The sequence below is a fragment of the Vibrio nitrifigilis genome (assembly GCF_015686695.1).
Taxonomy (GTDB): domain Bacteria; phylum Pseudomonadota; class Gammaproteobacteria; order Enterobacterales; family Vibrionaceae; genus Vibrio; species Vibrio nitrifigilis.
Genome location: NZ_JADPMR010000003.1, coordinates 56002 through 82150, shown reverse-complemented (window position 1 = coordinate 82150; position 26149 = coordinate 56002). Strand labels below are relative to the sequence as shown.

Genomic DNA, 26149 nt, shown 5'->3' with positions numbered 1-26149 from the left:
CTATTCGTCTTAATGAGTTATAAATTTATTCTGGTCTGCAGTTCTTATACTGTGGCGATTTTTTTGCGTTGTTTAATCTCTTCAATTTCATCTGCACGATGGATGCTATTGATAACATGCAAAAGCGCTTCACCTGATGCTTCAACAATATCTGTTGAGACGCCAGTGCCGTGATATTTACGGCCCTTGTAATTAGCAATGATATCGGCTTGTCCTAAACCGTCTTCGCCTTCTCCCTTGGCGGTCAAATCAAACTTATCTAAAACAATGTCATAACCTGTAACTCGGTAAATGCATTGGTACAACGCATCGACAGGGCCATTGCCTACCGCCGCTTCACATTTTTCTTCATCACCACATTGTAGTTTGATACTGGTGGTAGCCATTACACTGCCAGACTGCACACTTAAATAATTCAATTTGAAGTAATCGTCTTCATCACGCAGGTTTGAAAAGTACATCAATGCTTCTAAGTCATAATCGAAGACTTGGCCTTTTTTATCTGCAAGTTTCAAGAAGTTTTCGTACAACACATCCAGGTTGTAGTCAGTATCACTATATCCTAATGATTGCATGTGGCTCTTAACGGCTGCTCGGCCACTGCGACTCGTTAGGTTCAACCCTTGGTTTTTTAGTCCAATGGATTCAGGAGTCATAATTTCGTAAGTGTTCTTATTTTTCAGCATGCCATCTTGGTGAATACCAGAAGAGTGGCTAAATGCATTAGCACCTACAATAGCTTTATTGCTCTGAATAGGCATGTTACATAACTGACTAACTAGTTTACTTGTACGGCTGATTTCTTCGTGTTGAATTCCGGTTGTAACGCCTAGTATATTTTGACGGGTTTTCAAAATCATAGCGACTTCTTCTAACGCCGTATTACCAGCTCGTTCACCGATTCCGTTGATAGTTCCTTCAATTTGGCGAGCGCCATGTTGTACTGCTGTGATCGAGTTTGCCACGGACATGCCTAAATCATCATGGCAGTGAACAGAAATGATCGCTTGGTCAATATTAGGAACTCGGTTGAATAACGATTCAATAATACCACCAAATTCACTTGGAACGGTATAACCAACTGTGTCAGGGATGTTAATTGTCTTAGCGCCTGCACTAATTGCTGCCTCAACCATACGACAAAGATTATCGATTGGCGTACGTCCAGCATCTTCGCAAGAAAATTCGACGTCATCGGTAAATTTACGTGCGTGTTTAACGGCTTTAACACCCATTTCGATAACATCTTCATAGCTTCGACGTAGTTTGTCTTGAACATGAACAGTTGAAGTTGAAATAAAGGTATGAATACGGAATGCTTCAGCAACTTTTAATGCTTCAGCTGCTGCGTCGATATCTTTCTCTACGGCACGAGCAAGAGCACAAACGCGGCTATTTTTAATATTTTTTGCAATGGTTTGTACCGATTCAAAATCACCAGGCGATGAAACCGGAAATCCTGCTTCAATAACATCGATACCTAGACGTTCTAGTGCATATGCTATTTGCAGTTTTTCTTTTACGGTTAAACTGGCAGATAGAGCTTGTTCACCATCACGCAATGTCGTATCGAATAATATGACCTGGTCGTTCATGTTTGCTTCCTCATTTCGAGAGTTAATCGTTTTCTTCCTGGATTTAGTTATAAAAAAACCCGCTAAAAGCGGGTTTTCGTTATTCTGCATTGTGGAGTTTTTCGTCCACAGCTCACCCGCGCGATTGTTTCACGATAAGGAGGAGGCTGAGAAGGAGTGAAAAACGAATTGTCATTAATATAAACATCCACAAATTAAGTTGGTAAATTAGTACCGCACTCAAGTGATGACGTCAACCAAAAAGTTGATTTTTTATGCAAATAAGTGGGCTGGAGAATAATAGCACTTCATACCATAATCGGTTTGAGATACTGAACGTGTTTATTTTATTCTTATTTTTCAAATTGTTGCTGTTTATTTTTTGCGTTCCGTTGTAAGTTTCATGGCATTTAAAAGAAAACATCACGGATTCGTCACATCTCGCTCCTAATTTTAATAATGTCAAAAAGGACATGTCTGTAGGGATAAATAGGAAGACGGAGCATGAGAACAATAGAACCAATTGTTAAACTCGACTTTGCAGTGTCGTTATATTGTTTACAACATCGTTATAGTGGCTTTGCGGCTCGAGTAAGTAAGGCAATATCTCATACAGGAGATGGGCATCTTTATGTTATTTTTGCGTTACTTGCTTGGGGAATTAAAGGGCAGGTTGGACAAGGATTTGTTATCGCAGGATTACTGGCTTTCTTGCTTGAATTACCTTGTTATTGGTTACTAAAAAACAGTTTTCAACGTCGTCGACCACAGGAATTTTCTCCTTTATTACCGGCTTTTATTACCCCCTCTGATAGATACAGTTTACCTTCTGGACATACTGCTGCTGCATTTGTTGTTGCATGCATTATTGGCCACTTTTTCCCTCAACTCTATGGTATGGCTCTGATCTGGGCATGTTTGATTGGCTGTGCACGGGTTTTATTAGGAGTACACTTTGTCAGTGATGTAATTATTGGTGCTGTTCTTGGGTGTTGCTGCGCCACTGCCGCATTGTTCTACTTGGGGCATTATGCGTGAGCATTCTTTATGGAATAGAGTCGATTTTCCTACCTATATGTCTATCAGCTAATGTTATGGTTTTCTATTTTATTGTTAATAAAATAGTTAGTAATATCATTACGCAACCGTTTCCTTAACAAGAAACACACCTCACGCAATAGCATATATTTATGCTGTGAATGGGACTTTACTAGCCTTTTGTGCAATAAATACCTTTATCAATTAGTTTAATATTTGTTCTTTATCACGTTTTTATGTTTTTTTATGTTTTTATAAGACACTGATAATTATTGTTTTTATTTAGTTCACTTATAAAAAGAAATGACTTTTTATCAATCGGGTTGCCATTCGTGTACGAATTAGTTGATAGTAGGTGTCGCGGTGGAATTATCCGAGTGGTAAATAATAAAAGCCTAGGTTATCTATCTTCATCAAATGTTCGCCATTTTAATTCTATCGCTCACATGATTAATAACAAAAAAACGAACCCAAGAGGCGTTGCACAGTATGTTAGATAAAGTAGAAAGGAAAGACGCGATGAGTGCCATCGCAAGCTATCGAATGGAAAGTACATTACGCAGTGTGGACTTAAACCTCCTCACTGTATTTGATGCCGTTATGCAGGAGCAAAACATTACTCGTGCTGCGCATAATCTAGGTATGTCTCAACCAGCAGTAAGTAATGCCGTTGCTCGCTTGAAGGTTATGTTTAATGACGAGCTATTTATGCGTCAAGGTCGTGGTATCCAACCAACACAACGTGCTCGTCAACTGTTTGGGCCGATCCGTCAAGCTTTACAATTAATTCGTAACGAATTACCAAGTTCAGTTTTCTCCCCTGAAACTTCAACTCGTTTATTCAAATTGGCCATTTGTAGCCCATGTGATATTCGTTTTGCGCCAAACATCATGCAGTCAATTCAAACTCAAGCTCCAAATGTAAAATTGCATTTAGATGCAGAATTTGATCGTCTTCTCGCAGAGCGCATGCGTTATCAAGAAATTGATTTTGTTATCGATTACGCTCGATTTGATGAGCAAGGCTTCTCAAGCACTGAAATCTTTCAAGATGAATTAGTGGTTGTTGCCGCGAAAAATCACCCACGTATTCAAGGTAGTGTTACTCGTGATGAATTATCTCAAGAACATCATGCGAAGCTATCTAAAATTCATGGGCAACGTAGCTTCTCTGAACAGGCTTACCGCGAGCTTGATTGCCATTCTAGCTATGAAGGAACAAGTCTGAGCAATGTTCTCTATGTTGTAGGTCAGTCTGAACTTGTCACTATTGCTCCTCGCTGGATGGTCGAAAATGCGGCTAATCGTGATCAGCTACAGATTATCTCCTGCCCATTTGATAATGTGAAAATTCACGGTTACTTAAGCTGGCATGAATCGAGTGAGAAAGACAAAGGTCACATTTGGTTACGTGATCAGTTAATGATGATCTGCGGTGAAGTAATCGCCGATAAATAATAACTGTTAGTAGTTAGTTAGCCTCTTTTAGCCTCAAATCTATACCGGTTTGAGGCTTTTTTGTATCTGTTCAGTTTATCCCTTCTATATGTCCCTAACTTTGATCTTGGTGAGTTGCCTTTTATCTGCGCGTCTGTAAACTGTGCCGCTTCCCGCCCTGTAGAGGGTATATTCTAGGTACAAAAATGGCCATATTAGACTTTCATATTGTAGATAAGCTTCGCGATAGGATGACCGAAGGAGGTGAGCGAGTAGCTATGAGATTTTATGCTGATAATGATTGGCATGATATTTCTTGGAGTGAGTTTGATCAACATACTCGTGCGCTTTCGTTAGCTATGTTAGCGTGCGGTCTGGATGTACAAGAAAAAGTCGGTATTTTTGCTACCAATATGCCGCGTTGGACGATTTGTGATGTGGCTGCTCAGCAGATACGAGTCGTCACTGTGCCTATTTATCCTACAAGTACACCAAATCAGACCAAATACATTACTGAAAATGCTGATGTTCGTATTTTATTTGTCAGTGGCCAACAGCAACTGGACATAGCCATTTCAATTTTTAATCAGTGTGAACGCTTAGAACGTATCGTGATCATGGATGAACATATTGAAATGCCTGATGTTGATTTTGTTTTATCGTTTAATGAATTTATTTCTTTAGGAACAAGTGATTACCTAGAATCGCTCTATCAGCGTTTAAATACGTTGAACCTTGATGATCTGTTTACTCTTATTTATACCTCGGGAACAACCGGACAACCTAAGGGGGTAATGTTATCTCACCGCAATTTATCCGCTCAGATGACTGGGCATGATTCTCGGCTAAATTTGACGCCTGATGATATATCTCTCTGCTTTTTACCTTTGTCGCATGTGTTTGAGAGAGCATGGTGCTTTTACGTTTTATATAAGGGGGCGACTAACTGTTATCTCCATGACGTTAAAGTGGTTAGAGAAGCATTACAGCAAGTTTCTCCAACCGTGATGTGTGCGGTTCCCCGCTTCTATGAAAAAATTTATGCAGCAGTGCATGACAAAGTTTCTCATGCTTCATGGTTTAGAAAGACTTTATTTTCATGGGCTTTGTCCGTGGGCGAGCGTTATGTGTCTTCAGGTAAAGGGGCATGGCGTTTTAGGATTGCCGATAAATTAGTATTAAGCAAATTGAGAGCGTTACTTGGTGGTCGTTTGAAAATGATGCCATGTGGTGGTGCGAAGCTTGAACCTTCTATTGGTCGCTTCTTCCATGCTTTAGGTATTAATGTCAAAGTGGGTTATGGGATGACTGAAACCACGGCAACGGTGTCTTGTTGGCCTGATAGCCATTTTGACGCCAATTCAATTGGACTTGCTATGCCTGATGTTGATATCCGTATCGGTGTTAATAATGAAATTTTGGTGAAAGGCCCAATGGTCATGCAGGGTTATTATAAAAATGAAAGCGATACTCTTGCTGCATTTGACCAAGATGGCTATTTGAAAACAGGGGATGCAGGGTATATCGATGAACATGGGCAGTTGTTTATCACTGAGCGTATTAAAGAGCTCATGAAAACATCGGGTGGAAAATACATCGCACCACAGATGATTGAAGGTACGTTAGGTAAAGATCATTATATCGAGCAGATTGCTGTTATAGCTGATGCGCGCCAATTTGTTTCGGCATTGATCGTTCCTTGCTACGACACGGTAGAAAAATACGCTCGGGAATTGAATATTAAGTATCATGATCGTATCGATCTACTCAAACATGCGCAGATCATAGAGATGTTTGAAAAAAGAATTCATGAACTTCAGCTACATCTTGCCCATTTTGAGCAGGTAAAAAAATTCACGTTACTGCCGAATGCCTTCTCTTTGGAAGATGGGGAGTTAACTCCAACTCTAAAACTACGTCGTAAAGTGATTCACACTCGATATGAAGGTGAAATTAAAGCAATGTACGGTAAATAGCTTTTATGGTGATAGGTTCTCTGGTATTGAGGGCCTATTATAGAGTATTTAATGACCGTAGTTGCATAAGTTTTTATTCGTTATAATATATTTTCTCACATTTTTTCTTCATTAACTTATCGATAACTCTGATTTTTAATTTTTTAACAGAGTTAATGACTTTATTTATACTTTTTCACCACATCTTATTAAAACTGTGCGCCAATCCACGTTAGACCGTTAGGTCATTAGCAGGTACAGTATTGCCCGTTTACCCGTGACTTGTTATGACAGGCTCGGGACATAGCCGAAAGCGGAAGGTTTTCGAATTAGGCTACGAATAAGCCCTAACTATGTAAACCAGCCTCAATAACAACCACGTTGTTGTAGGTTTGGTAAGGAGAAAAAATGGCAATGTTATCCGGCGCAGAGATGGTGGTGCAATCTCTGATCGAAGAAGGCGTAGAACAGATATTTGGTTACCCTGGTGGGTCAGTATTGGACATCTACGACGCTCTCCACGAAAAAACCGATAAAATTAAGCACGTCCTTGTTCGTCATGAACAAGCTGCGACTCATATGGCTGATGGATATGCACGTTCTACAGGCAAGCCAGGAGTCGTCCTCGTCTGCTCTGGTCCAGGAGCAACAAACACGGTAACAGGTATTGCGACTGCCTATATGGACTCAGTCCCTATGGTGGTTATCTCTGGTAACGTGGCAACTAATTTAATTGGTAATGATGCGTTTCAAGAGTGCGATATTGTGGGCGTATCTCGTCCTATCGTGAAACATAGCTTTTTAGTGAAGAAAGCAGAAGATATTCCAGAGACAATTAAAAAAGCATTCTATATCGCATCGACAGGACGACCTGGTCCTGTGGTTATTGATCTACCAAAAGATGTAATGAATCCTCAGGTTAAGCTGCCTTATAGCTATCCTGAAAGCGTTAAAATGCGTTCTTATAACCCGACAACGACAGGGCATAAAGGGCAAATTAAAAAAGCGCTTAAAGCACTATTAGAAGCCAAAAAGCCAGTGTTATATATTGGTGGTGGGGCAATTATTTCTGGTGCACATAAACAGATTTTAAAATTGGCTAACTCGTTAAACCTTCCGGTTGTGAGTACGCTAATGGGATTAGGGGCCTTCCCAGGAACCCATAAAAATTTCCTTGGTATGCTTGGCATGCACGGTGTATATGAAGCCAATATGGCAATGCACAATTCTGATCTTATTTTTGGTATTGGCGTACGTTTCGATGATCGAACTACCAATAATTTAGAAAAATATTGTCCGAATGCCAAAGTCATGCACATTGACATTGATCCTTCTTCGATCTCTAAAAATGTTCCAGTTGATCTCCCAATTGTGGGTTCTGCCGATCAAGTTCTCGACACCATGCTTAAGTTGTTGGGGGATAAAACGGATCAAAACGATCAACAAGCGATTGCTCAATGGTGGCAACACATTGAAGGTTGGAGAGAGCGTCAATGCCTTTCTTATACGAAGAACCCTGAACGTATTAAACCACAGCAAGTGATAGAAACTCTTTATCGTTTAACTAAAGGTAAAGCTTACGTCGCATCTGATGTTGGTCAGCACCAAATGTTTGCCGCTTTATATTACCCATTTGATAAACCAAGACAGTGGATTAACTCAGGCGGTTTAGGCACGATGGGCTTTGGTTTGCCTGCTGGGATGGGGGTTAAATTTTCACATCCTGATGAAGAAGTTGTTGTTGTGACTGGGGATGGTAGTATCCAAATGAATATTCAGGAGCTTTCAACCGCTCTTCAATATGATATTCCAGTTAAAATTATTAACTTAAATAACCGTTTCTTAGGAATGGTAAAACAGTGGCAAGACATTATTTACCATGGTCGCCACTCCAACTCTTACATGAGTTCAGTGCCAAACTTTGTCGCCATTGCCGAAGCCTATGGCCACGCCGGTATTCGCATTTCAACACCAGATGAATTAGAGGCGGGTTTACAGAAAGCGCTTGATATGAAAGATCGTCTGGTATTTGTTGATATTAGTGTGGATGAAACCGAGCATGTTTACCCGATGCAAATCAAGGGTGAAGGTATGGATAAAATGTGGCTGAGCAAAACGGAGAGAACCTAAGATGAGACGTGTTATTTCTTTACTACTAGAAAACCAACCTGGAGCATTATCTCGTGTGGTCGGTTTATTCTCTCAGCGTGGCTACAACATTGAAAGTCTGAATGTATCACCAACTGATGATGAAACGCTTTCACGTTTAAATATCACCACCGATTCTGATGGTATGCAGCTTGAACAGATACAAAAACAATTGCACAAATTGATAGATGTATTGAAAGTTCAAGATGTAACGGAATTTGAGCACATTGAACGCGAGCTGATGTTAGTTAAAGTAAAAGCATCGGGTTCTGCTCGTGAAGAAGTAAAAAGTATGGTCGATATTTTCCGTGGTCAGATCGTTGATGTCAATCCAACGCATTACACCGTACAACTGACCGGTGATACAGATAAACTGGATGCGTTTATTCAGTCTGTCGCCCAGTTTACTGATGTGGTTGAAGTCGCTCGCAGTGGGATTGTTGGAATTGCTCGTGGTGAACGCGCTTTAAGAAGCTAGCACTTTCTACCTCACGATATAGATAATAAAAAACCCAGCGATGATCGCTGGGTTTTTTGTATTAATGAGCAAATTAGAACAGGATGCGAGTACGAATTGTACCTTCGATCTCTTTCAGTTTTTCTAATGCTTCTTCAGAGCGAGCTGCTTGAACATCGACAACAACGTAACCCATTTTAGGTGTTGTTTGCAGGTATTGAGCTGCGATATTGATATCTTCTTCAGCAAAGATATTGTTGATCTTATTCAAGATACCAGGGCGGTTTTCATGAATATGTAGTAGGCGAGAACAATTGCGTTGTTCTGGTAGTGATACTTCTGGGAAGTTCACACTTGATAGTGTTGAACCGTTATCAGAGTATTTCGCTAGTTTACCCGCGACTTCAATACCAATGTTTTCTTGCGCTTCCTGAGTTGAACCACCTACGTGTGGAGTCAAGATAACGTTATCAAACTCAATTAGTGGCGATTCAAATGGTTGAGCATTTGAACCTGGCTCTGTTGGGAATACGTCAACGGCTGCACCAGCAAGGTGTTTTGATTCTAGTGCCGCACATAGTGCTGGGATATCAACAACCGTTCCGCGAGAAGCGTTGATGAAGATTGAACCTGGTTTCATGCGGTCAAATTCTTCTTTGCCCATCATGTTTTTGGTTTCTGGAGTTTCAGGTACGTGCAGGCTGATAACATCACATTTGTTCAGTAGCTCCGTTAAGGTATGAACTTGATGAGCATTACCTAGTGATAGCTTGTTTTCAATATCGTAGTAGTAGACGTACATACCAAGACTTTCAGCTAGAATACTAAGTTGAGTACCGATATGGCCATAACCGATAATGCCTAATTTTTTACCACGAGCTTCAAAGGAATGGTCTGCACTTTTTTTCCAAATACCACGGTGAGCAAGAGCGTTTTTCTCAGCAACACCACGGAAAAGAATGATCATTTCAGCCAATACCAATTCTGCCACACTGCGTGTGTTAGAGAATGGTGCGTTAAACACTGGAATACCGCGCTCAGCAGCAGCATCAAGATCAACTTGGTTAGTACCAATACAAAAACAACCAATACCCACTAATTTATCGGCAGCGTTGATCACTTTTTCTGTTAAGTGAGTACGTGAGCGTAGACCAACAAAGTGAGCATCTTTAATGGATTCAAGTAGCTTTTCTTCTGGAAGCGAACCTTTGTGGTATTCAATATTGGTATAGCCTGAAGCCTGTAGCACCTCAACAGCAGATGGGTGTACACCTTCTAGTAAAAGAATTTTGATCTTATCTTTTTCCAATGAAACTTTGGCCATTATTCTCGTCCTTAAATATGGAAAGGGGGAAATTCAGATACACTGAGCCCACATAAGTTAGTGAGTCTTGTTATGAAAAGCAAACGTTTTCGTCGTGCATCTTCTGCCCATTAAACTAACAAACTTTTCTGTCTTTGGGTAAGAAAATTACGGAATAAGAGATAATTTATTTACCAATGGAAACAAAAAAGGCACCCGCATGGTGCCTCTTGTAATCAGATAACGTCAAATGAAAAATATTAAGCAACTAGTTGATCTTAGTTCAGCTCTTTATTCTCGAACATTATTCTTCTATTTTTGCACCTTCGGCGGTACCTGTTATTACTACATCAGCGCCACGATGGGCAAATAGACCATTAGTGACGACACCTGCTAGGCTGTTTAGTTGGTCTTCCAATTCTTTTGGATTGGTAATCTTCATGTTATAAACATCTAAAATCACGTTACCATTATCTGTTACCACGCCTTCGCGATAAACAGGATCGCCGCCTAACTTAACAATTTCTCGAGCCACATAGGAGCGAGCCATAGGAATGACTTCGACTGGAAGAGGGAATTGACCCAATACATCAACGGCTTTCGTACCATCAACAATACAGACGAATTTTTCTGAAATAGCGGCAACGATTTTTTCACGAGTTAATGCTGCACCGCCGCCTTTAATCATGTCTTTACTTGGGTTGATTTCATCCGCACCATCAACATACACATCAAGTTTTATCACATCATTACAATCAAAGACTTCAATACCTAAACCTTTTAGCTTTTCGGTTGAAGCAACAGAACTTGAAACAGCACCTTTGATATCGTCTTTTATTGAGCCTAATGCATCGATGAAGTGATTGACAGTTGAGCCTGTACCCACGCCGACAATACTGCCTTTTTCTACATATTTAAGAGCAGCCCAACCTGCGGCTTTTTTCATTTCATCTTGAGTCATGATGCCAATCTCCTGATAGCGAGTAGTAACGAAAGCGATTTGTGGGCGCGATTATATACTGAAGGCTCAAGGATACCAATTACCTAACCATCGAAATGCTAAGTCAAAGGTTGATTAGCGTTGCCACACTTTACTTGGTGTCACAATCATAGGTAATGGAATGTCCCATGCGGCGGTAGGTATTTGATCAATCTGTTGGCAATCGTGTGCTAGGCCGATAGGTTTGGCCCCAACGCCAGTTTTAAACCAAGGAGCGAGTGTTCTATCGTAGTAACCGCCTCCCATACCTAAACGTTGGCATTGATCATCAAAGGCGACTAATGGCGTGCAAATAATATCTAACTGGTGGGCTGGAATGATGTGGCGTTGATCTAATTTCGGCTCCGAAATACCGTATTTGTTTTTCACCATTTTACTGGATTTTTGATAGTGGAGAAAAAGCAGGTGGCCGGGCGAAAATGGATGAAGAACGGGAATATAAATCGATTTATTCTTGTGCCATAAAGCATCGATAAGTGGGGCAGTATTGAGCTCACCATCGGTCGATAAATATAGCGCGATATTCTGGCTTGATTGAAATGCTTCTAATCGTAAACATTGCTCAACAAGCTGAGTTGCAGCTACCTGTTGAGTATGAAAATCAAGTTGATTACGTCTGTCACGAACTTGTTTACGAATATGTTGGCGAGCATCTTTCATGGTAGGGAACCCCAAGGTGCCGTTTAGGATTTGGACCCTTGAACCAGCTGGTTCAAGGCGGATTGGCAATGATAACCGTAGGCTTCTCGGTACAAGCCGAGCCTGCTCAATAGCTACCAAGTACTAACCCTTTTGTATTGCTTATCGGCTCAGGGACTTCAATCCTGAATCACGAACACCCCAGGGTAAATTCTCTATGTAGTTAAGGCTGAAGCTGTCCTGGCTTTACCTTACTCAATGCTTCTTCGAGTGATGCGGTGAGCTTTTCCATTCGTTCGCGCATCTTATCTTTATCACTTTGGATTTGTTGAGCTTCATGAAGCTCATAACAGATATTCAAAGCGGCAATCGTGAGTAGTTTAACCTCATTGGTTACCTTAGTACGCTCAGCCATATCTTTCAATCGTTGATCAAGATCTTTGGCGGCATAAATCAAAGACTCTTCCTGTCCAGGTGGACAGTTTACTCGAGTTACTTTTCCTAAAATTTCGACGTCAACCGCTTGATTACTCATGATTAATGAACTCTATTAGCGTACCTAAAGATCTTACACCCTTGTGTAATATCGAGGGGCAACTATAGGAAAAGCTGGAGTAAGATTCAAGCTTTTCACATCTCTTCGTCTTAAAAGGCGAAGCAAAAACTCAGTTATTAGGCAATTTGAGTAAAAGCTGCGCACAATTGATCACTTGGGCGTTTGCGCATGATCGTCGAAGTGATAGGATTGGAATTATTTTGTTAACACAGAGCCCATTATGAGCGAGATTACCTTTCCTGACTACGATGAATTAGCGCTAGAACTAAAACAAGCTGCGTTAAATATCACTCCGGCTGAATTGCACGGCCTACTTTCTGGAATGTTAGCTGGTGGACTAAGCTTAAAAGATAAAAGCTGGCAGCCACTTGTTTTTGATTACACGAATGATGGTATGGGGTGGCCAACCAAGCCATTGAATGCAGCGGAAACAATGTTGCAATCCACCAATAGTCAATTAACTCGCTTAAGTATGGAATTTACTCTGATGTTACCTGAATCGACAGGTGAGCAGGCAGTATTTGATTTGGCTGACTCAGTTGCTGAATGGGTCAACCATTTTATTTCCGGAGTTGGACTTGCTGGGGCGAAGGTTAAAAAAGCATCGCCAACAGCGAAAGAAGCACTCGAAGACTTAGAGGAAATCGCTAAGTTAGGCATTGACGCAGAAGATGACCTAGAAGAACAGGCCGAACTTCTTGAGCAGGTTATTGAGCATGTTAAAGCCTGTGTACTCGCACTTCATGCTGATTTCGGTGTCAGACCTGAACAGGACAAAAAGCCAACCCTGCATTAAGGGAAGCGGGAGCAAAAGGTGAAATCATTTGATGTGATCATTGCTGGTGGAGCAATGGCCGGTGGAACATTGGCATTGGCATTAAACCAGCTTAGTCAACAAGGGTTATCTATCGCGGTTATCGAAGCATTTCAATCAGATAACCGGCAACATCCAGGATTTGATTCTCGTGCGATTGCTTTATCGTACGGAACAGTACAAATTTTAGAGCAATTTGATCTATGGCGTGATTTACGAGCAGTAGCAACGCCTATCACTCATATTCACGTGTCAGACCGTTCCCACTATGGGATGACAGAAATTGACCACAACGAAGCCGATCTCAATGCGCTAGGATACGTTATAGAGCTTGCTAATGTGGGCAAAATCTATGATGACAAATTACATCAGTGTCCGAACATTGAAATGTATTGCCCAATGAGTGTTGCTGATATTAAACGTGAGCAACAGCAAGTGATTGTGTCGTTGTCAGACGGTTCTGCTATCTCAGGTAAATTACTGGTGGCAGCCGACGGCGCGGTATCAACGTGTAGCCAGAAACTCGATATGACATCGACATTACACGACTTTGGTCAATGTGCCATTGTGGCTAATGTCGTGAGTAGTGAAGCACACAATGGTCGTGCTTTTGAGCGTTTTACTCATCATGGTCCAATTGCTCTCTTACCGATGGGTGAACGGCGTTTATCTCTTGTTTGGTGTATTGAACCTGAGAAAGTGTCTGATCTTATGACATGTTCTGATGATGAGTTTTTACAGCAACTGCAGCAAGATTTTGGTTGGCGGTTAGGCCGTTTTACTCGAGTAGGAAAACGAGCCTCATATCCCTTACAATTAAGTCATAGAGAAAAAAATGTTTCTCATCGTTTTGCTATTGTTGGTAATGCTGCACAGACATTACATCCGATAGCAGGACAAGGGTTTAATTTGGGAATTCGCGATGTCGCAAGTTTAGCGGAAGAAGTGACCAAAGGTGATGATATTGGTTGTTATCGTCAACTGGCTCGTTTTCAGCAGCGAAGAGAATGTGATCGTCAAGCGACAATCACATTAACGTCTTCTCTGGTTCATCTGTTTTCAAATGATTTGCTGACGCTTCAAGTAGGACGAAATCTCGGACTAGCGGTGCTTGATAATATTACTCCGCTAAAAGCGCCTCTTTTAAAACGAACCTTAGGGATCGTGAATCGATAGAAGGTATTCAAATATGATGCAAAGTGTGGATATTGCGATAGTGGGTGGTGGTATGGTCGGCCTCGCGTTGGCTGCTGCTTTCAAAGACACAGACCTACGAATCGCAGTCATTGAAGGGAAAATTCCTGACGACACCTTAGATGAACTACCGGATGTGCGCGTATCAGCTTTAAGCCGATCTACAGAAATGATTTTGCGTAATCTCAACGCGTGGGATGGTGTGATGTCTCGTCGAGCTGCACCATATTCAGCGATGGAAGTATGGGAGCAAGATAGTTTTGCTCGCATTGAATTCAGTGCTAATCAAATGACCCAGCCTAATTTGGGTCATATTGTTGAGAACCGAGTTATTCAACTGGCGTTACTTGACCAAGTGAAGAAGCAGATAAATGTCTCTTTACACATGCCTGTCACCATACAGAATATTGCGGTTGGTGAAAGTGAAGCTTGGTTAACGCTGAGTGATGGACAAGCGGTGACTGCAAAATTGGTTGTTGGTGCTGATGGGGCTAACTCATGGGTTCGTAAACAGTTTGATATTCCATTGACTCATTGGGATTATGGTCACAGCGCTATTGTTGCTAACGTACGCACTGCTGAGTCTCATGAAAGTATTGCTCGACAAATTTTTACACCACTAGGTCCGTTGGCGTTTTTGCCAATGCAAGATCCTAACCTTTCTTCAATTGTTTGGTCTACGGATCCTAATCGTGCTGAGCGTTTGTTGGAAATGCCGGATGATAAATTTAATCAGGCACTCACCACTGAGTTTGATGGTCGTTTAGGATTATGTGAATTGCAGGGGGAACGCCAAGCCTTTCCTTTGAAGATGCGCTATGCTCGCGATTTTGTACTAGACCGTGTTGCGTTAGTGGGTGATGCAGCTCATACCATTCATCCATTAGCTGGCCAAGGTGTTAACTTGGGGTTATTGGATGCAGCAGCTCTTGCACAAGAAGTGATCGCTCAGTGGCAAAATGGGGAAGATATTGGTGCAAAACGCAATTTACGTGGTTATGAACGTTGGCGTAAAGCTGAAGCTGCTAAAATGATTGCTGCGATGCAAGGGTTTAAAGACCTGTTTGAAGGCAATAACCCAGCGAAAAAATTAGTTCGTGGTATCGGCATGAAGCTGGTAGGGCAACTGCCAGGCGCTAAAGATGAGATAATGAAACGTGCTTTAGGGCTGAAAGGTGACTTACCAGATTTAGCTAAGATGGCTCGTGGAGTACACGAATCATAATGAGTAAAGGGTTGGCTTCTGCCAACCCTTTTTAAATCTTTTCTTCTGCGTTAAGCACTCTCAGACATGGGCGCAGCGCAACTTCATGACTTCTTGGTTCACTTCTTTGACCGTCTGAAAATGACGAACTTCAGCCTTGTCTGGCACAATGAGCTTACCATTATCAAATTCAAATTTACCAATACCAGAGATATAGATTCTTCCTTTGAACAACCGGCTTATATGCTTAGCAATCATACTTGGCGTATAGCGCTTGAAGAGTCTCATGTTTGGATCCTTTTATTTTTTTGAAAGCCGTACAAGCATATCTGATCAATGTTAGAACTTGTGTGACAAGTGCATATATATAACCATATGAATGCAATTTTTTAGCAAAATGTGCTGATATAGACACTTTTACCTGTAATTATTCTGTTGGTCGATAACTTGCTTCATTCGTTATATGCAATTTTGTTGCCAACTCATCCGAATTAATAGTATTAGGTGTGACTAAATTAATTGGTCTCAATAAAACAATAGCCTATAGATGTTGTAAACGTAGAAGAGTTTTGTCGATGTGTCGGGTACGTGGCAAAAAAATGCCCGCAAAATCTTTGCGGGCCAATAGTCACAGATGCATTACACAAAAAGTGGATGTACTGAAACAATCAGTGGATTCACTTTTTCGTTAGTTACGTTAAAGCATCATTTTTATACTTCAACATTAACCAACGGTACCGAGAGTACTCTAAAAATAATCTGATGACTATTTATGTTTTGCTATTGATTTAATATTCATGACGAAATATTGCATAATGTGAGCAATATCACGCATGCATGTAATGCTTTACATAGTGGGCTTGGGATCTCTTTGAATGTTACTAATCAAAGGCTTGACTAGGTTTTCCAAGTCGACACGTTTTAGGCAGATTCCTGCCATTTTTGAGCCGCTACTGATAGTGACATCATTTTGCGTTAATATGCTTTTATCGAATAAGATAGGCATTTCAGTTTTAAGATTTATAGGTGTTACAGTGCCTATAATATAACCAGTTATTGGCTCTACCTTATCTATTTCGGCACAGGTCATCCTACGCCAACCTAAAATGGCGCGAACTTTTTTCGGATCAACGCTTGTATTCCCAGCGGTACAGGCAAGAGCGTAACGATTAGACATATCTCTCAGTAATATGCATTTCACCATTTGTTCAGTCTGGATACCACGTTGTTTAGCGGCATCTTCTACGGTTTTAGCTGGCGATTGGTGAGGCAGCAGGCGATATTTCACCTGCTGTTGATCAAGATACTGAGTGATCTTAGTTTTGAACTCGGGATTATTCATCATCAAGAGAGTAGGGTAGTGGCTCCATTTTCCAGCGTGTTTCTGGTTGGTTAGCTAACCGGAATTGGGTATCCGCTTCCAAATTATTAGGCAATACGGCTAACGCAATCGCGTGCTTGTCTGCAAATTGATAGTACGCCATCAGTTGGCCTGCTTTACGCCAGTTGTCACCCACTGCTCGCTCAAGTTCAATCACTTCGCCTTGGGGTAATGGTGTCGTTATATTGCCGCTAATGGGATACATAGCGCGTTTGTTGATGCCGCGATACTTTGCTCGAGCGACAGTCTCTTGGCCGGTATAACAGCCTTTGGTAAAACAAATGCCATCGAGAGCTTGTAAGTTCAATGCTTGTGGAATGTGCACGTTCTGCTCAGACGAAGTGATAACAGGCAGAGCGTCCTCAATATCGAAGCGGGTCCAAAGTTCTTCTGTGACTTTTGTTCCAGAAAAATCGTTAATGAGTGTTTCGGCTGCTGAGTTTGAAACGAGTAATAGCCAGCGCTGCTGAGAAATTTTCACGGCAGTTCCATCGATTAACGGGCGCACATCACCTTGAGATTCAGTATTCTCATCTATCCACTGTTGTGCTTTAGGCCCCATCATTCCCAAGGCGATGTCATCAGTCTCCGTGATGTCAACTTTGGAAAATACGGCGTATTTTTTTATCTCAGCAAGCTCTATTTCCAACGCTGATTTAGGTTGGAATAGTGCATATCCATCGCGATGATGGAAGAGTCGAAAAACAGACCATACCTTACCTTTTGCATCACAATGTGCGCCAAAAGTGGATTGATCGGCTGCCAAAGTCACGACATTACAAGTCACTTGGCCTTGTAAGTAACTTTTCTTGTCATCACCAACCATGGAGATTGCACTCCATGAATTTAAATGTGTGAGCGCTAGCTCAGGAATAGCATCTGCCGCTGTGATGTCGAGCGGAGAAAATTGATTTTTCCAGTCCATACTGTTCACCTAAGTGAAGAATTTCCTTTATGGTAATCTGGTTGATGTTTTTTGTCAGCTTCAACTGACTCTTTGATTTTGGTCACTGGTTGTCGGCAACATGTGTTGTTACACTGACAGTAGAAAATAAAAGAATAAGTGAGGAAAAACATGTACTCCGCAGAAGAAAAAGCTCGTATCAAATGGGCATGCCGCCGAGGCATGTTGGAGCTTGATGTTGTGATCATGCCATTTTACGAAGAATGTTTTGAAGACTTAACACCAGTAGAGCAACAAAATTTTGTGTCACTTTTAGAATGCGATGACCCAGATTTATTTAAATGGATCATGGGACACGGACGTTCTGAAAACCTCAACAATGCGGCTATGGTTGATAAAATTGTCGCCTATAACCTCAGCAAAGCGCGTTAAGCTTTATCTGAATCCTTCTTTTCATTCCCTCATCGTCAATCAACTAATGCTACAGCTGTTGATGTGGGGGATTGTCGCTTTTGATTGGCCATTAGTTGCCAGTGCTGGTCTGCTTGCCCTGCTTATCTCCTATAGCCGAAGTGTTTCACTACTTCATCCACATTTATCTGGTGATATAGAAATTGATTTTGAGTGTTCTCGGATTTACAGCATTCAAGAGTGCTCGTATCAATCAGTAAATACTTTATTGGCGCAATGGTTTATTGGTTTTAAAACGGAGCAAAAGCATTGGGTACTGCTTTGGAGAGATAGTTGTTCTGATGAAGTGTACCGCCATTTACTTGTTGCACTGAAAAGGGAGCGCTGAGCGCTCCCATTGAACTATTGATTTGGTGTGAGTATCGTTGGGCCACTTGGCTCTTTAGGTTCGGGATAGTCTAAGGTGTAATGCAACCCTCGGCTCTCCTTACGCTGCATGGCGCATCTCACCATAAGCTCAGCAACTTGCAGTAAATTACGTAACTCCAATAAGTTATTCGATACTCTAAAATTACTGTAATACTCATGTGTTTCTTGTTGCAGTAACTGAATTCTTCTTAAAGCTCGTTCTAACCGTTTATCTGTGCGAACAATACCCATGTAATCCCACATAAAAAGGCGTAACTCATGCCAGTTGTGCTGGATCACCACTTCTTCATCTGAGCAACTCACTTGGCTTTCATCCCATATGGGCAATTCAGAGCATAAATGAATTTGCGGCAACTCTTGCAAGATAGCTTGTGCTGCAGACCATGCATATACCACGCATTCGAGTAGAGAGTTTGATGCCATTCGATTGGCACCGTGTAAACCGGTGTAACTCACTTCCCCAATTGCATATAAGTGGTTTAGGTCGGTTTTCCCTTGTTGATCGACCATCACACCACCACAGGTATAATGAGCTGCGGGGACGATAGGAATGGGCTCTTTGGTCATATCAATACCCAACTCCATGAGACGGCTATAAATCATGGGAAAGTGTTGCTGAATAAACTCTGCACGTTTATGCGTAATATCGAGATACATACAATCTGCGCCCAAACGTTTCATTTCATAATCGATTGCTCGAGCCACTACATCTCGCGGCGCTAATTCTGCTCTTTCATCGAAATCTAACATGAAGCGTGAGCCGTCAGGTCGGCGCAGATAAGCGCCTTCCCCACGCAGAGCTTCGGTTAACAAAAAATTACGCGCTTCTGGGTGATATAGGCAAGTGGGGTGGAATTGGTTGAATTCCAAATTAGCGACACGACAGCCCGCACGCCATGCCATGGCAATACCATCACCAGAAGAGATATCTGGATTGGATGTGTATTGGTACACTTTTGAAGAACCGCCAGTAGCCAAAACCACACATTTAGCGCGAATCGTTTCAACATGCTCATCATGTCGATTCCAGACGTAAGCACCAACGACGGTTTGTTGGCTCCCGCCGACTTTATCTTCAGTGATAAGGTCTAACGCATTATGACGTTCAAAGATCTGTATATTAGGATGTTTTTTTACATTTTCTTGTAGTGAAGTTTGCATTGCCATGCCGGTTGCGTCGGCAGCATGAAGAATACGGCGGTGGCTATGTCCGCCCTCTCTAGTGAGATGATAACGAGGAGTCTCATCCTCAGTGTTGGGGTCGTTCAGCTTGTCAAAAGGGACGCCACCATCGATAAGCCACTGTACGCAAGGTTTTGCATGTTCTGCAATAAAGCGAACTGTTTGCTCATCACATATACCTGCGCCTGCAATCAAGGTATCTTGAACGTGTGAGTCAATACTGTCCGTTTCATCAAATACTGCTGCAATTCCTCCTTGTGCATAGTAGGTTGATCCTTCGCTGCGCGGGCCTTTACTGAGCACAATGACTTGGCAATGGTCGGCGACATGTAATGCAAGTGATAAGCCAGCAGCACCGCTACCGACAATCAGTACATCACACGTGTGTTCCTTATGGGTGTTCATAACGCATTGAAATCCTTTAACGATATTAGGTTACGACAAATGGACTGATATCGAGGTGGTCATGTACAGGCCAAACTTCCATTCTTAACTCAACGCTAATCTCATTAGCGAATCATTGAGATCAGTAACAATTGCCACTATTTCTAGTATGATGGGACCTAGTTATTTTTACTTTTGGTGTTGTTGTTAACCTTAAAAATGCCAATATCCAATAGTGTCCTTTTCTGAAATAGATTTGAAAAGGAAAAGCATTTATATCGTCAATGCTATTGTGTTTCGGTAATGAAATCTTCAATATCTTATAGAGTGTTTTCGCAAACCTAGATTGCATCACATTGCGAATTAACTATGGTAAAAATTTCACAGAGAATTGAACTTTATCTAAACCACTGAGTCACAATAGGTGCTCATGTAAGTAGTGGTGCCAATACACATTCTGCACAATTAATGCCCATATCTGAGAAGGTAAGGGGATATAACAATAGGAGTAACCGCTCGAATGAACGAGCAGCTGACCGATCAGGTATTGATTGAGCGAGTTCAGAACGGAGATAAGCAAGCTTTTAATCTTTTGGTACTTCGTTATCAAAACAAGGTCTGCAACCTTATTTCTAGGTATGTGAGCAATTCTGGTGATGTAGCTGATGTTGCGCAGGAAGCTTTTATTAAAGCATACCGCGCCATCCCAACGTTTCGTGGTGATAGCGCATTTTATACCTGGCTGTATCGCATAGCTGTCAATACTGCAAAAAACCACATCGTGGCTCAGGGGCGTAGACCTCCCGCTACTGATGTCGACGCTGAAGAAGCGGAATTTTATGAAACGGGTAGTGCATTGAAAGAAATTTCGAACCCTGAAAATCTGACGTTGTCCAAGGAATTGAAAGGGGCAGTGTTTAGTGCGATCGAAGCGCTACCTGAAGATTTGAAAACTGCGATGACGTTACGAGAGCTCGATGGCTTGAGTTACGAGGACATCGCGCAAGTAATGGATTGTCCCGTTGGAACGGTGCGTTCTCGTATCTTCCGTGCTCGTGAGGCAGTAGAGAAAAGAATTCGACCTTTGCTCTAAGGCTGATGTTAGTAACTACTATGGTGAAAAGAATGGCTGACAAAGAAAAACTTTCAGCTCTCATGGATGGAGAAACGATTGACAAGTCCTTTATACAGGAATTGGTCAACGATCAGGAGGGGCTGGATGCGTGGAAAAATTACCATTTAATTGGTGATGTCATGCGTGGTGAGGCTCCCGAAAAACCAGAATGGAATATTGCTGAGAGTGTGTCTCTGGCGTTGGAAAATGAACCTGCGCACAATGCTCGTTACACACAAAGTGCAAATGTGGTGGATGACACACCATTGCCTATCGAGGCTCAACCTAAGCCAACGAAAGCTCGTCGTCAGTTGCCAGCTTGGTTGTCTCAGTTTGGACAAGTTGCGGTTGCTGCTTGTGTTTCGTTAGTTGTCATTGTTGGTGTTCAGCAATACGGCTCGAGTGACCAAACCGTTGCATCTCAGTCTAGCGATGACCAGATCCCAGTTTTGCAAACCATACCTTTATCTGGAAAGGCTGAACCCGTAAGTCTTGTCACTCATGAAGCGAATGATGATCGTGGTGAGTCGAATATTCAAGAGCAACGTCGTCGTGTGAACGCCTTTTTGCAAGACTACGAGTTGCAATTAAGACTGAATAGTGAGAGCGGTGTGGCCTCACAACCATCAAAATAATTGGTAGTTGAATGAAGAAATTTCTGATCAGTGTGCTGACGCTGTTCAGTTTGAGCTCGACAAATTATGCCTTTGCAGAAGATTCTTCTGCGGAGGCTTTGTTGCATCAAATGAACAGAGCAAGTCAGCAACTCAATTATGAGCTGTCTTATATCCTGATTAAGAAAAACGGCTTGGAGCCGATTTTATATCGTCATGCTCGAGAAAAATCCCAGCAGTTTGCCCATTTGGTTTATTTAAGTGGGCCGGTTCGAGAAGTGATTCGCCGCGGTGATGAGGTCAGTTATATTGAACCCGGTGTTGATCCCTTCACTATCGAGTCGAGTAATATGGTTGCTCCTTTGATGCCAATGCTTAATAGCAACGTTGATCAATTGGGTAAGTACTATGACTTTGTCAAAGTGGGTCGAGCTCGTGAAGCGGGCAGTCCTTGTCAGGTACTACGCATCGTTCCGAAAGATGGTTTGCGTTATTCTTACATTTTGTGGGTAGATGAACACAGCGATCTTCCGCTGCGAGCTGATCTGGTGGATCGTAATGGCGAAGTCCTCGAGCAGTATCGTACGATCTCATATTCGATCAACGATAAAATCGCTAAGATGATGTCTGGTTTAAACAGTGTTAAACTGCCCGAAGTGCTCTCCATTCCTAAAGGGAATATTAAGAAAGCCAAGTGGGCAGTCGAATGGGTACCTGATGGCTTTAAGGCAATGGAGATTAATCGTTACCGAATGGCGATTACTGATCGTTTAGTGGAAAGCCAAATGTTTTCTGATGGGTTGTTTAGTTTTTCTGTCTATGTGTCAGAACGAGATAATCACTCATTGAAAAATCAGTTGTTCCGCCAAGGGCGTCGAACTCTGCAAACTTATGTCCAGGGTGATAATGAGATCTCTGTGATTGGCGATATTCCTCCTGCAACGGCTCAGAAAGTTGCCCAGTCGGTGCAATTTAATCGTCAGGGAGTTAATTAATTATGATGACCGCGTTAGCCACAGTGATGGCCGTTCAACAGCAAAAGCAAGGGTATCAAATCCAACTGAGTTGTGAACAAAAAACCAGCTGCAGTAGTTGTTCTTCCGCAAAAAGCTGTGGTACGGGGTTAGTCTCTAAAGCGATAGGTAGCAAAGCGCTGCTTTGGACGCTTAAAACCGACCAAACCGTTCGGCAAGGTCAAGTAGTAGAAATAGGCTTCCCAGAAAAGAGCTTATTGCAGTCTGCAGCCTTAGTTTACCTTGTGCCACTCTTTATGATGATTATTGGTGCATGGCTTGGCGATAGTTTTTTTGCGCCAGAGATGGGCGGTGGAGAAGGTACCGTTATTCTGTCTTCATTTCTTTTTATTGCGCTAGGTATTGGATTAGCAAAATATTGTTCACCGCGCTTAGAACAACGCTCTCAAAACGAAGTTGTTTTGCTAAGAGTGCTTGGAGAGCCTATTGTTTAAAGAATCATCAATCGTTTAAATAAGGTGCGAACCAAAGCGAAATTGGTTAGAATCGCCCAACTTGAATGAAATACCGCCACTGGCGGTATTCTATTTTCCTAATTTACAAGAGTTTAGTCATCCCAAACCTATGAAGCACATTCGTAACTTTTCGATCATCGCCCACATCGACCATGGTAAGTCGACTCTATCTGACCGCTTAATTCAAGTCTGTGGTGGATTGACTGACCGTGAAATGGCGGCACAAGTTCTAGATTCGATGGATCTAGAGCGTGAACGTGGTATCACCATTAAATCTCAGAGTGTGACGCTGGATTACAAAGCTAAAGATGGCGAAACCTATCAGCTAAACTTTATCGATACTCCAGGACACGTTGACTTCTCATACGAAGTGTCGCGTTCCCTTGCTGCTTGTGAAGGGGCGTTATTGGTGGTCGATGCAGGTCAAGGCGTAGAGGCTCAAACTCTAGCAAACTGTTATACCGCGATTGAAATGGACCTAGAAGTGGTTCCGGTATTAAACAAAATCGACTTGCCAGCTGCTGACCCAGAACGCGTTGCTGAAGAAATCGAAGACATCGTTGGTATCGATGCCATGGAAGCTGTACGTTGTTCAGCAAAAACCGGTATTGGTGTTGATGATGTTTTAGAAAACATTGTTAAATCTATTCCGGCACCAACGGGCGATCCTGATGCACCTCTACAAGCGCTTATCATTGATTCATGGTTTGATAACTACTTAGGTGTTGTTTCTTTGGTCTGCATTAAAAATGGTAGTTTGAAGAAAAACGACAAAATCAAAGTGATGAGTACTGGTCAAACTTGGGGTATTGATGGTATTGGTATTTTCACACCAAAACGCGTCCCAACCGATGGCCTTGAAACGGGCGAAGTTGGCTGGGTTGTTTGTGGTATCAAAGACATTCTTGGCGCACCTGTTGGTGATACGCTTACTCTCGCGAAAAACGGGTGTGAAAAAGCGTTACCTGGTTTTAAAAAGGTTCGCCCACAAGTTTATGCTGGTCTGTTCCCTGTATCATCAGATGATTACGAAAACTTCCGTGATGCACTGGGTAAACTGTCACTAAATGATGCTTCGTTATTTTACGAGCCAGAAACATCAGCAGCGTTAGGCTTTGGTTTCCGTTGTGGTTTCCTTGGGATGCTGCACATGGAAATTATCCAAGAACGTCTAGAGCGTGAATATAACCTAGACCTTATCACTACAGCGCCGACAGTAGTTTACGAAGTAGTGAAAACGGATCAAGAAATTATCTATGTAGATAGCCCTGCGAAATTACCGCCAGTTAGTGATCTTGAAGAAGTTCGTGAACCGATTGCTCGTTGTAACATCTTGGTTCCAGAAGAGTACTTAGGTAACGTTATTACCTTGTGTGTTGAAAAACGTGGCGTGCAACAAGATATGGTGTACCACGGTAATCAAGTGGCACTTACTTATGATATTCCAATGGCTGAAGTGGTATTGGATTTCTTTGATCGCTTGAAATCAACGTCACGCGGTTATGCATCACTAGAGTATAACTTCCAACGTTTTGAAGCATCAGACATGGTGCGTGTTGACGTACTATTGAATGGTGAGCGTGTTGACGCATTAGCTATCATCACTCACAAAGATCAAGCTCAAGCTCGTGGTCGACTCTTGGTTGAGAAAATGAAAGAATTCATTCCTCGTCAAATGTTTGATATCGCGATCCAAGCGGCGATTGGCGCTCACATTATTGCTCGCTCTACTGTGAAACAGTTACGTAAGAACGTACTGGCAAAATGTTACGGTGGTGACGTGAGTCGTAAGAAAAAACTGTTGAAGAAACAGAAAGAAGGTAAGAAACGCATGAAACAGATTGGTAACGTTGAATTACCACAAGAAGCGTTCTTGGCCATTCTGCACGTTGGCAAAGACTAGTATTTGCTAATGTATTGTTTTTAAATGGCACAATATTGGGTGAAAGGGTTTCGGCTCTTTCACTTTCGTATTTTTAGATAAGGGAAGTCAATGGCCAACACATTTTCACTATTCTTGGTAATCTTGACCTTAGTGACAGGTATCATTTGGGTGTTAGAGAAGTTTGTTTGGGGCAAAAAACGTCAGCAAAAAATGACGCAGCTGCAAACAGAAACCAATGGCATTGATCCTAACCTTGTTAAAAAGATCGATCCTCAACCTTGGTGGGTTGAAAACGCTGTATCCATTTTTCCTGTTATTGCGTTTGTGCTTATTTTACGCTCGTTTATTTTTGAACCATTCCAAATCCCATCAGGCTCAATGATGCCTACATTATTAGTTGGGGATTTTATTGTGGTTGAAAAATATGCGTATGGTTTAAAAGACCCTGTATGGCACACCACGTTAGTTCCAACTGGAGAACCAAAGCGTGGTGATATTGTTGTATTCAGATACCCTAAAAATCCAAGTGTTGACTATATTAAGCGTTTGGTGGGAATGCCTGGCGACACTATTCGTTACAGCCGTACAAAACAAGTGTGCATCCAACCACAAGGCGAGAGTCAATGTAAGCCAGTGAAGTTAAGCAATGTTCAAGAAAGCCAATTTATACAGGGTGGTATCCCATTAATGCAGCTTGATGAGCAATTAGGGTCAGTAAAACACAATATTTTGATTAACCCGATGCATATGGATCCGGTTGATCAATATCAGCCTCGTCCAGGTGTCAATGAATGGGTGGTGCCAAAAGGCCATTATTTCATGATGGGTGATAACCGGGACAATAGTGCAGATAGCCGTTTTTGGGGGGTTGTCCCTGAAGCAAATTTAGTCGGTAAAGCTGTCGGCATTTGGATCAGTTTTGAATTTGATCGTCCAGCAGACAGTATTTTGCCTTCCTGGGTACCAACTGGTGTGCGTTTTAACCGCATCGGTGGCATTAACTAAGCCAGAGTTCGCTCTGGCATAAACACATCGAG

At 42.0% G+C, this 26149-nt stretch carries 25 protein-coding genes and 1 other RNA gene; 16 read left to right on the top strand and 10 right to left on the bottom strand.

Annotated elements, in window-relative coordinates:
• Positions 1–44: 44 nt before the first annotated feature.
• Positions 45–1595, bottom strand: coding sequence for a 2-isopropylmalate synthase (leuA, locus tag I1A42_RS14245; protein WP_161153784.1), 1551 nt, complete (start codon positions 1593–1595; stop codon positions 45–47).
• A gap of 483 nt (positions 1596–2078) precedes the next feature.
• Here leuA and I1A42_RS14240 point away from each other — a divergent pair, with 483 nt between their 5' ends.
• The 5 genes from I1A42_RS14240 (at position 2079) to ilvN (ending at position 8630) form a co-directional block, all read left to right on the top strand.
• Positions 2079–2612: a phosphatase PAP2 family protein gene (locus I1A42_RS14240; protein ID WP_161153785.1), complete on the top strand. Its 534-nt coding sequence runs from the start codon at positions 2079–2081 to the stop codon at positions 2610–2612.
• A 489-nt stretch (positions 2613–3101) separates the two neighbouring features.
• Positions 3102–4070 carry a transcriptional regulator LeuO gene (leuO, locus tag I1A42_RS14235; RefSeq protein ID WP_161153786.1) on the top strand — a complete coding sequence of 323 codons (969 nt, stop codon included), beginning with the start codon at positions 3102–3104 and terminating at the stop codon, positions 4068–4070.
• A 185-nt stretch (positions 4071–4255) separates the two neighbouring features.
• Positions 4256–6025 carry an AMP-dependent synthetase/ligase gene (locus tag I1A42_RS14230; RefSeq protein ID WP_196123880.1) on the top strand — a complete coding sequence of 590 codons (1770 nt, stop codon included), beginning with the start codon at positions 4256–4258 and terminating at the stop codon, positions 6023–6025.
• Positions 6026–6412: 387 nt separating this feature from the next.
• A complete protein-coding gene (locus I1A42_RS14225) occupies positions 6413–8134 on the top strand; it encodes an acetolactate synthase 3 large subunit (protein ID WP_196123879.1) in 1722 nt (573 codons plus the stop codon).
• A 1-nt stretch (position 8135) separates the two neighbouring features.
• A complete protein-coding gene (gene ilvN / locus I1A42_RS14220; protein WP_161153789.1) occupies positions 8136–8630 on the top strand; it encodes an acetolactate synthase small subunit in 495 nt (164 codons plus the stop codon).
• A gap of 73 nt (positions 8631–8703) precedes the next feature.
• Here the strand turns inward: ilvN and serA are convergent, their stop codons facing one another.
• The 5 genes from serA to zapA all read right to left on the bottom strand — a co-directional run bounded on the left by serA (position 8704) and on the right by zapA (position 12086).
• Entirely contained in the window at positions 8704–9933 is a 1230-nt protein-coding gene (gene serA, locus I1A42_RS14215) for a phosphoglycerate dehydrogenase (RefSeq protein WP_161153790.1), read from the bottom strand.
• A 283-nt stretch (positions 9934–10216) separates the two neighbouring features.
• The gene (gene rpiA / locus I1A42_RS14210) at positions 10217–10873 is read right to left on the bottom strand and encodes a ribose-5-phosphate isomerase RpiA (RefSeq protein ID WP_196123878.1); all 657 of its coding nucleotides are present in this window, start codon (positions 10871–10873) and stop codon (positions 10217–10219) included.
• Positions 10874–10987: 114 nt separating this feature from the next.
• Positions 10988–11572, bottom strand: a complete 585-nt coding sequence (locus tag I1A42_RS14205) for a 5-formyltetrahydrofolate cyclo-ligase (protein ID WP_196123877.1) — start codon at positions 11570–11572, stop codon at positions 10988–10990.
• A 4-nt stretch (positions 11573–11576) separates the two neighbouring features.
• Positions 11577–11762: non-coding RNA, 6S RNA (gene ssrS, locus I1A42_RS14200), on the bottom strand.
• 12 nt (positions 11763–11774) lie between these two features.
• The gene (gene zapA, locus I1A42_RS14195; protein WP_161153793.1) at positions 11775–12086 is read right to left on the bottom strand and encodes a cell division protein ZapA; all 312 of its coding nucleotides are present in this window, start codon (positions 12084–12086) and stop codon (positions 11775–11777) included.
• Between the two features lie 241 nt (positions 12087–12327).
• Here zapA and I1A42_RS14190 point away from each other — a divergent pair, with 241 nt between their 5' ends.
• From I1A42_RS14190 to I1A42_RS14180, 3 genes are read left to right on the top strand one after another with little or no spacing between them, the layout of a single operon-like run.
• Positions 12328–12903, top strand: coding sequence for a YecA/YgfB family protein (locus I1A42_RS14190; RefSeq protein ID WP_196123876.1), 576 nt, complete (start codon positions 12328–12330; stop codon positions 12901–12903).
• 18 nt (positions 12904–12921) lie between these two features.
• The gene (gene ubiH, locus I1A42_RS14185; RefSeq protein ID WP_196123875.1) at positions 12922–14097 is read left to right on the top strand and encodes a 2-octaprenyl-6-methoxyphenyl hydroxylase; all 1176 of its coding nucleotides are present in this window, start codon (positions 12922–12924) and stop codon (positions 14095–14097) included.
• Positions 14098–14110: 13 nt separating this feature from the next.
• Positions 14111–15340, top strand: a complete 1230-nt coding sequence (locus I1A42_RS14180; RefSeq protein ID WP_196123874.1) for an FAD-dependent 2-octaprenylphenol hydroxylase — start codon at positions 14111–14113, stop codon at positions 15338–15340.
• 60 nt (positions 15341–15400) lie between these two features.
• Here the strand turns inward: I1A42_RS14180 and I1A42_RS14175 are convergent, their stop codons facing one another.
• From I1A42_RS14175 to ygfZ, 3 genes are all read right to left on the bottom strand, one after another.
• Positions 15401–15607 carry a DUF1107 domain-containing protein gene (locus I1A42_RS14175; protein ID WP_161153797.1) on the bottom strand — a complete coding sequence of 69 codons (207 nt, stop codon included), beginning with the start codon at positions 15605–15607 and terminating at the stop codon, positions 15401–15403.
• A gap of 559 nt (positions 15608–16166) precedes the next feature.
• A complete protein-coding gene (locus tag I1A42_RS14170; protein WP_161153908.1) occupies positions 16167–16661 on the bottom strand; it encodes an aminoacyl-tRNA deacylase in 495 nt (164 codons plus the stop codon).
• On the bottom strand, positions 16654–17625 hold the full coding sequence (gene ygfZ / locus I1A42_RS14165) for a tRNA-modifying protein YgfZ (RefSeq protein WP_196123873.1): 972 nt from the start codon (positions 17623–17625) through the stop codon (positions 16654–16656). Before ygfZ ends, I1A42_RS14170 begins: the two co-directional genes overlap by 8 nt.
• Positions 17626–17775: 150 nt before the next feature.
• On the opposite strand from ygfZ, the gene I1A42_RS14160 reads away from it, so the two are divergent.
• Positions 17776–18036, top strand: a complete 261-nt coding sequence (locus I1A42_RS14160; RefSeq protein WP_161153799.1) for an FAD assembly factor SdhE — start codon at positions 17776–17778, stop codon at positions 18034–18036.
• Positions 18037–18082: 46 nt separating this feature from the next.
• Positions 18083–18403 carry a hypothetical protein gene (locus I1A42_RS14155; protein ID WP_196123872.1) on the top strand — a complete coding sequence of 107 codons (321 nt, stop codon included), beginning with the start codon at positions 18083–18085 and terminating at the stop codon, positions 18401–18403.
• A 14-nt stretch (positions 18404–18417) separates the two neighbouring features.
• Here the strand turns inward: I1A42_RS14155 and nadB are convergent, their stop codons facing one another.
• The gene (nadB, locus tag I1A42_RS14150) at positions 18418–20031 is read right to left on the bottom strand and encodes an L-aspartate oxidase (protein ID WP_161153801.1); all 1614 of its coding nucleotides are present in this window, start codon (positions 20029–20031) and stop codon (positions 18418–18420) included.
• A gap of 499 nt (positions 20032–20530) precedes the next feature.
• On the opposite strand from nadB, the gene rpoE reads away from it, so the two are divergent.
• From rpoE to lepB, 6 genes are all read left to right on the top strand, one after another.
• The gene (gene rpoE / locus I1A42_RS14145; protein WP_161153802.1) at positions 20531–21103 is read left to right on the top strand and encodes an RNA polymerase sigma factor RpoE; all 573 of its coding nucleotides are present in this window, start codon (positions 20531–20533) and stop codon (positions 21101–21103) included.
• 32 nt (positions 21104–21135) lie between these two features.
• Positions 21136–21759 carry a sigma-E factor negative regulatory protein gene (locus I1A42_RS14140; protein WP_196123871.1) on the top strand — a complete coding sequence of 208 codons (624 nt, stop codon included), beginning with the start codon at positions 21136–21138 and terminating at the stop codon, positions 21757–21759.
• A gap of 11 nt (positions 21760–21770) precedes the next feature.
• On the top strand, positions 21771–22733 hold the full coding sequence (rseB, locus tag I1A42_RS14135) for a sigma-E factor regulatory protein RseB (protein WP_196123870.1): 963 nt from the start codon (positions 21771–21773) through the stop codon (positions 22731–22733).
• 2 nt (positions 22734–22735) lie between these two features.
• A complete protein-coding gene (locus tag I1A42_RS14130; protein WP_161153805.1) occupies positions 22736–23206 on the top strand; it encodes a SoxR reducing system RseC family protein in 471 nt (156 codons plus the stop codon).
• Between the two features lie 130 nt (positions 23207–23336).
• Complete coding sequence (lepA, locus tag I1A42_RS14125; RefSeq protein ID WP_161153909.1) at positions 23337–25130, top strand: translation elongation factor 4; 1794 nt, start codon at positions 23337–23339, stop codon at positions 25128–25130.
• A gap of 90 nt (positions 25131–25220) precedes the next feature.
• Positions 25221–26117, top strand: a complete 897-nt coding sequence (gene lepB, locus I1A42_RS14120; RefSeq protein ID WP_196123869.1) for a signal peptidase I — start codon at positions 25221–25223, stop codon at positions 26115–26117.
• Positions 26118–26149: the final 32 nt, after the last annotated feature.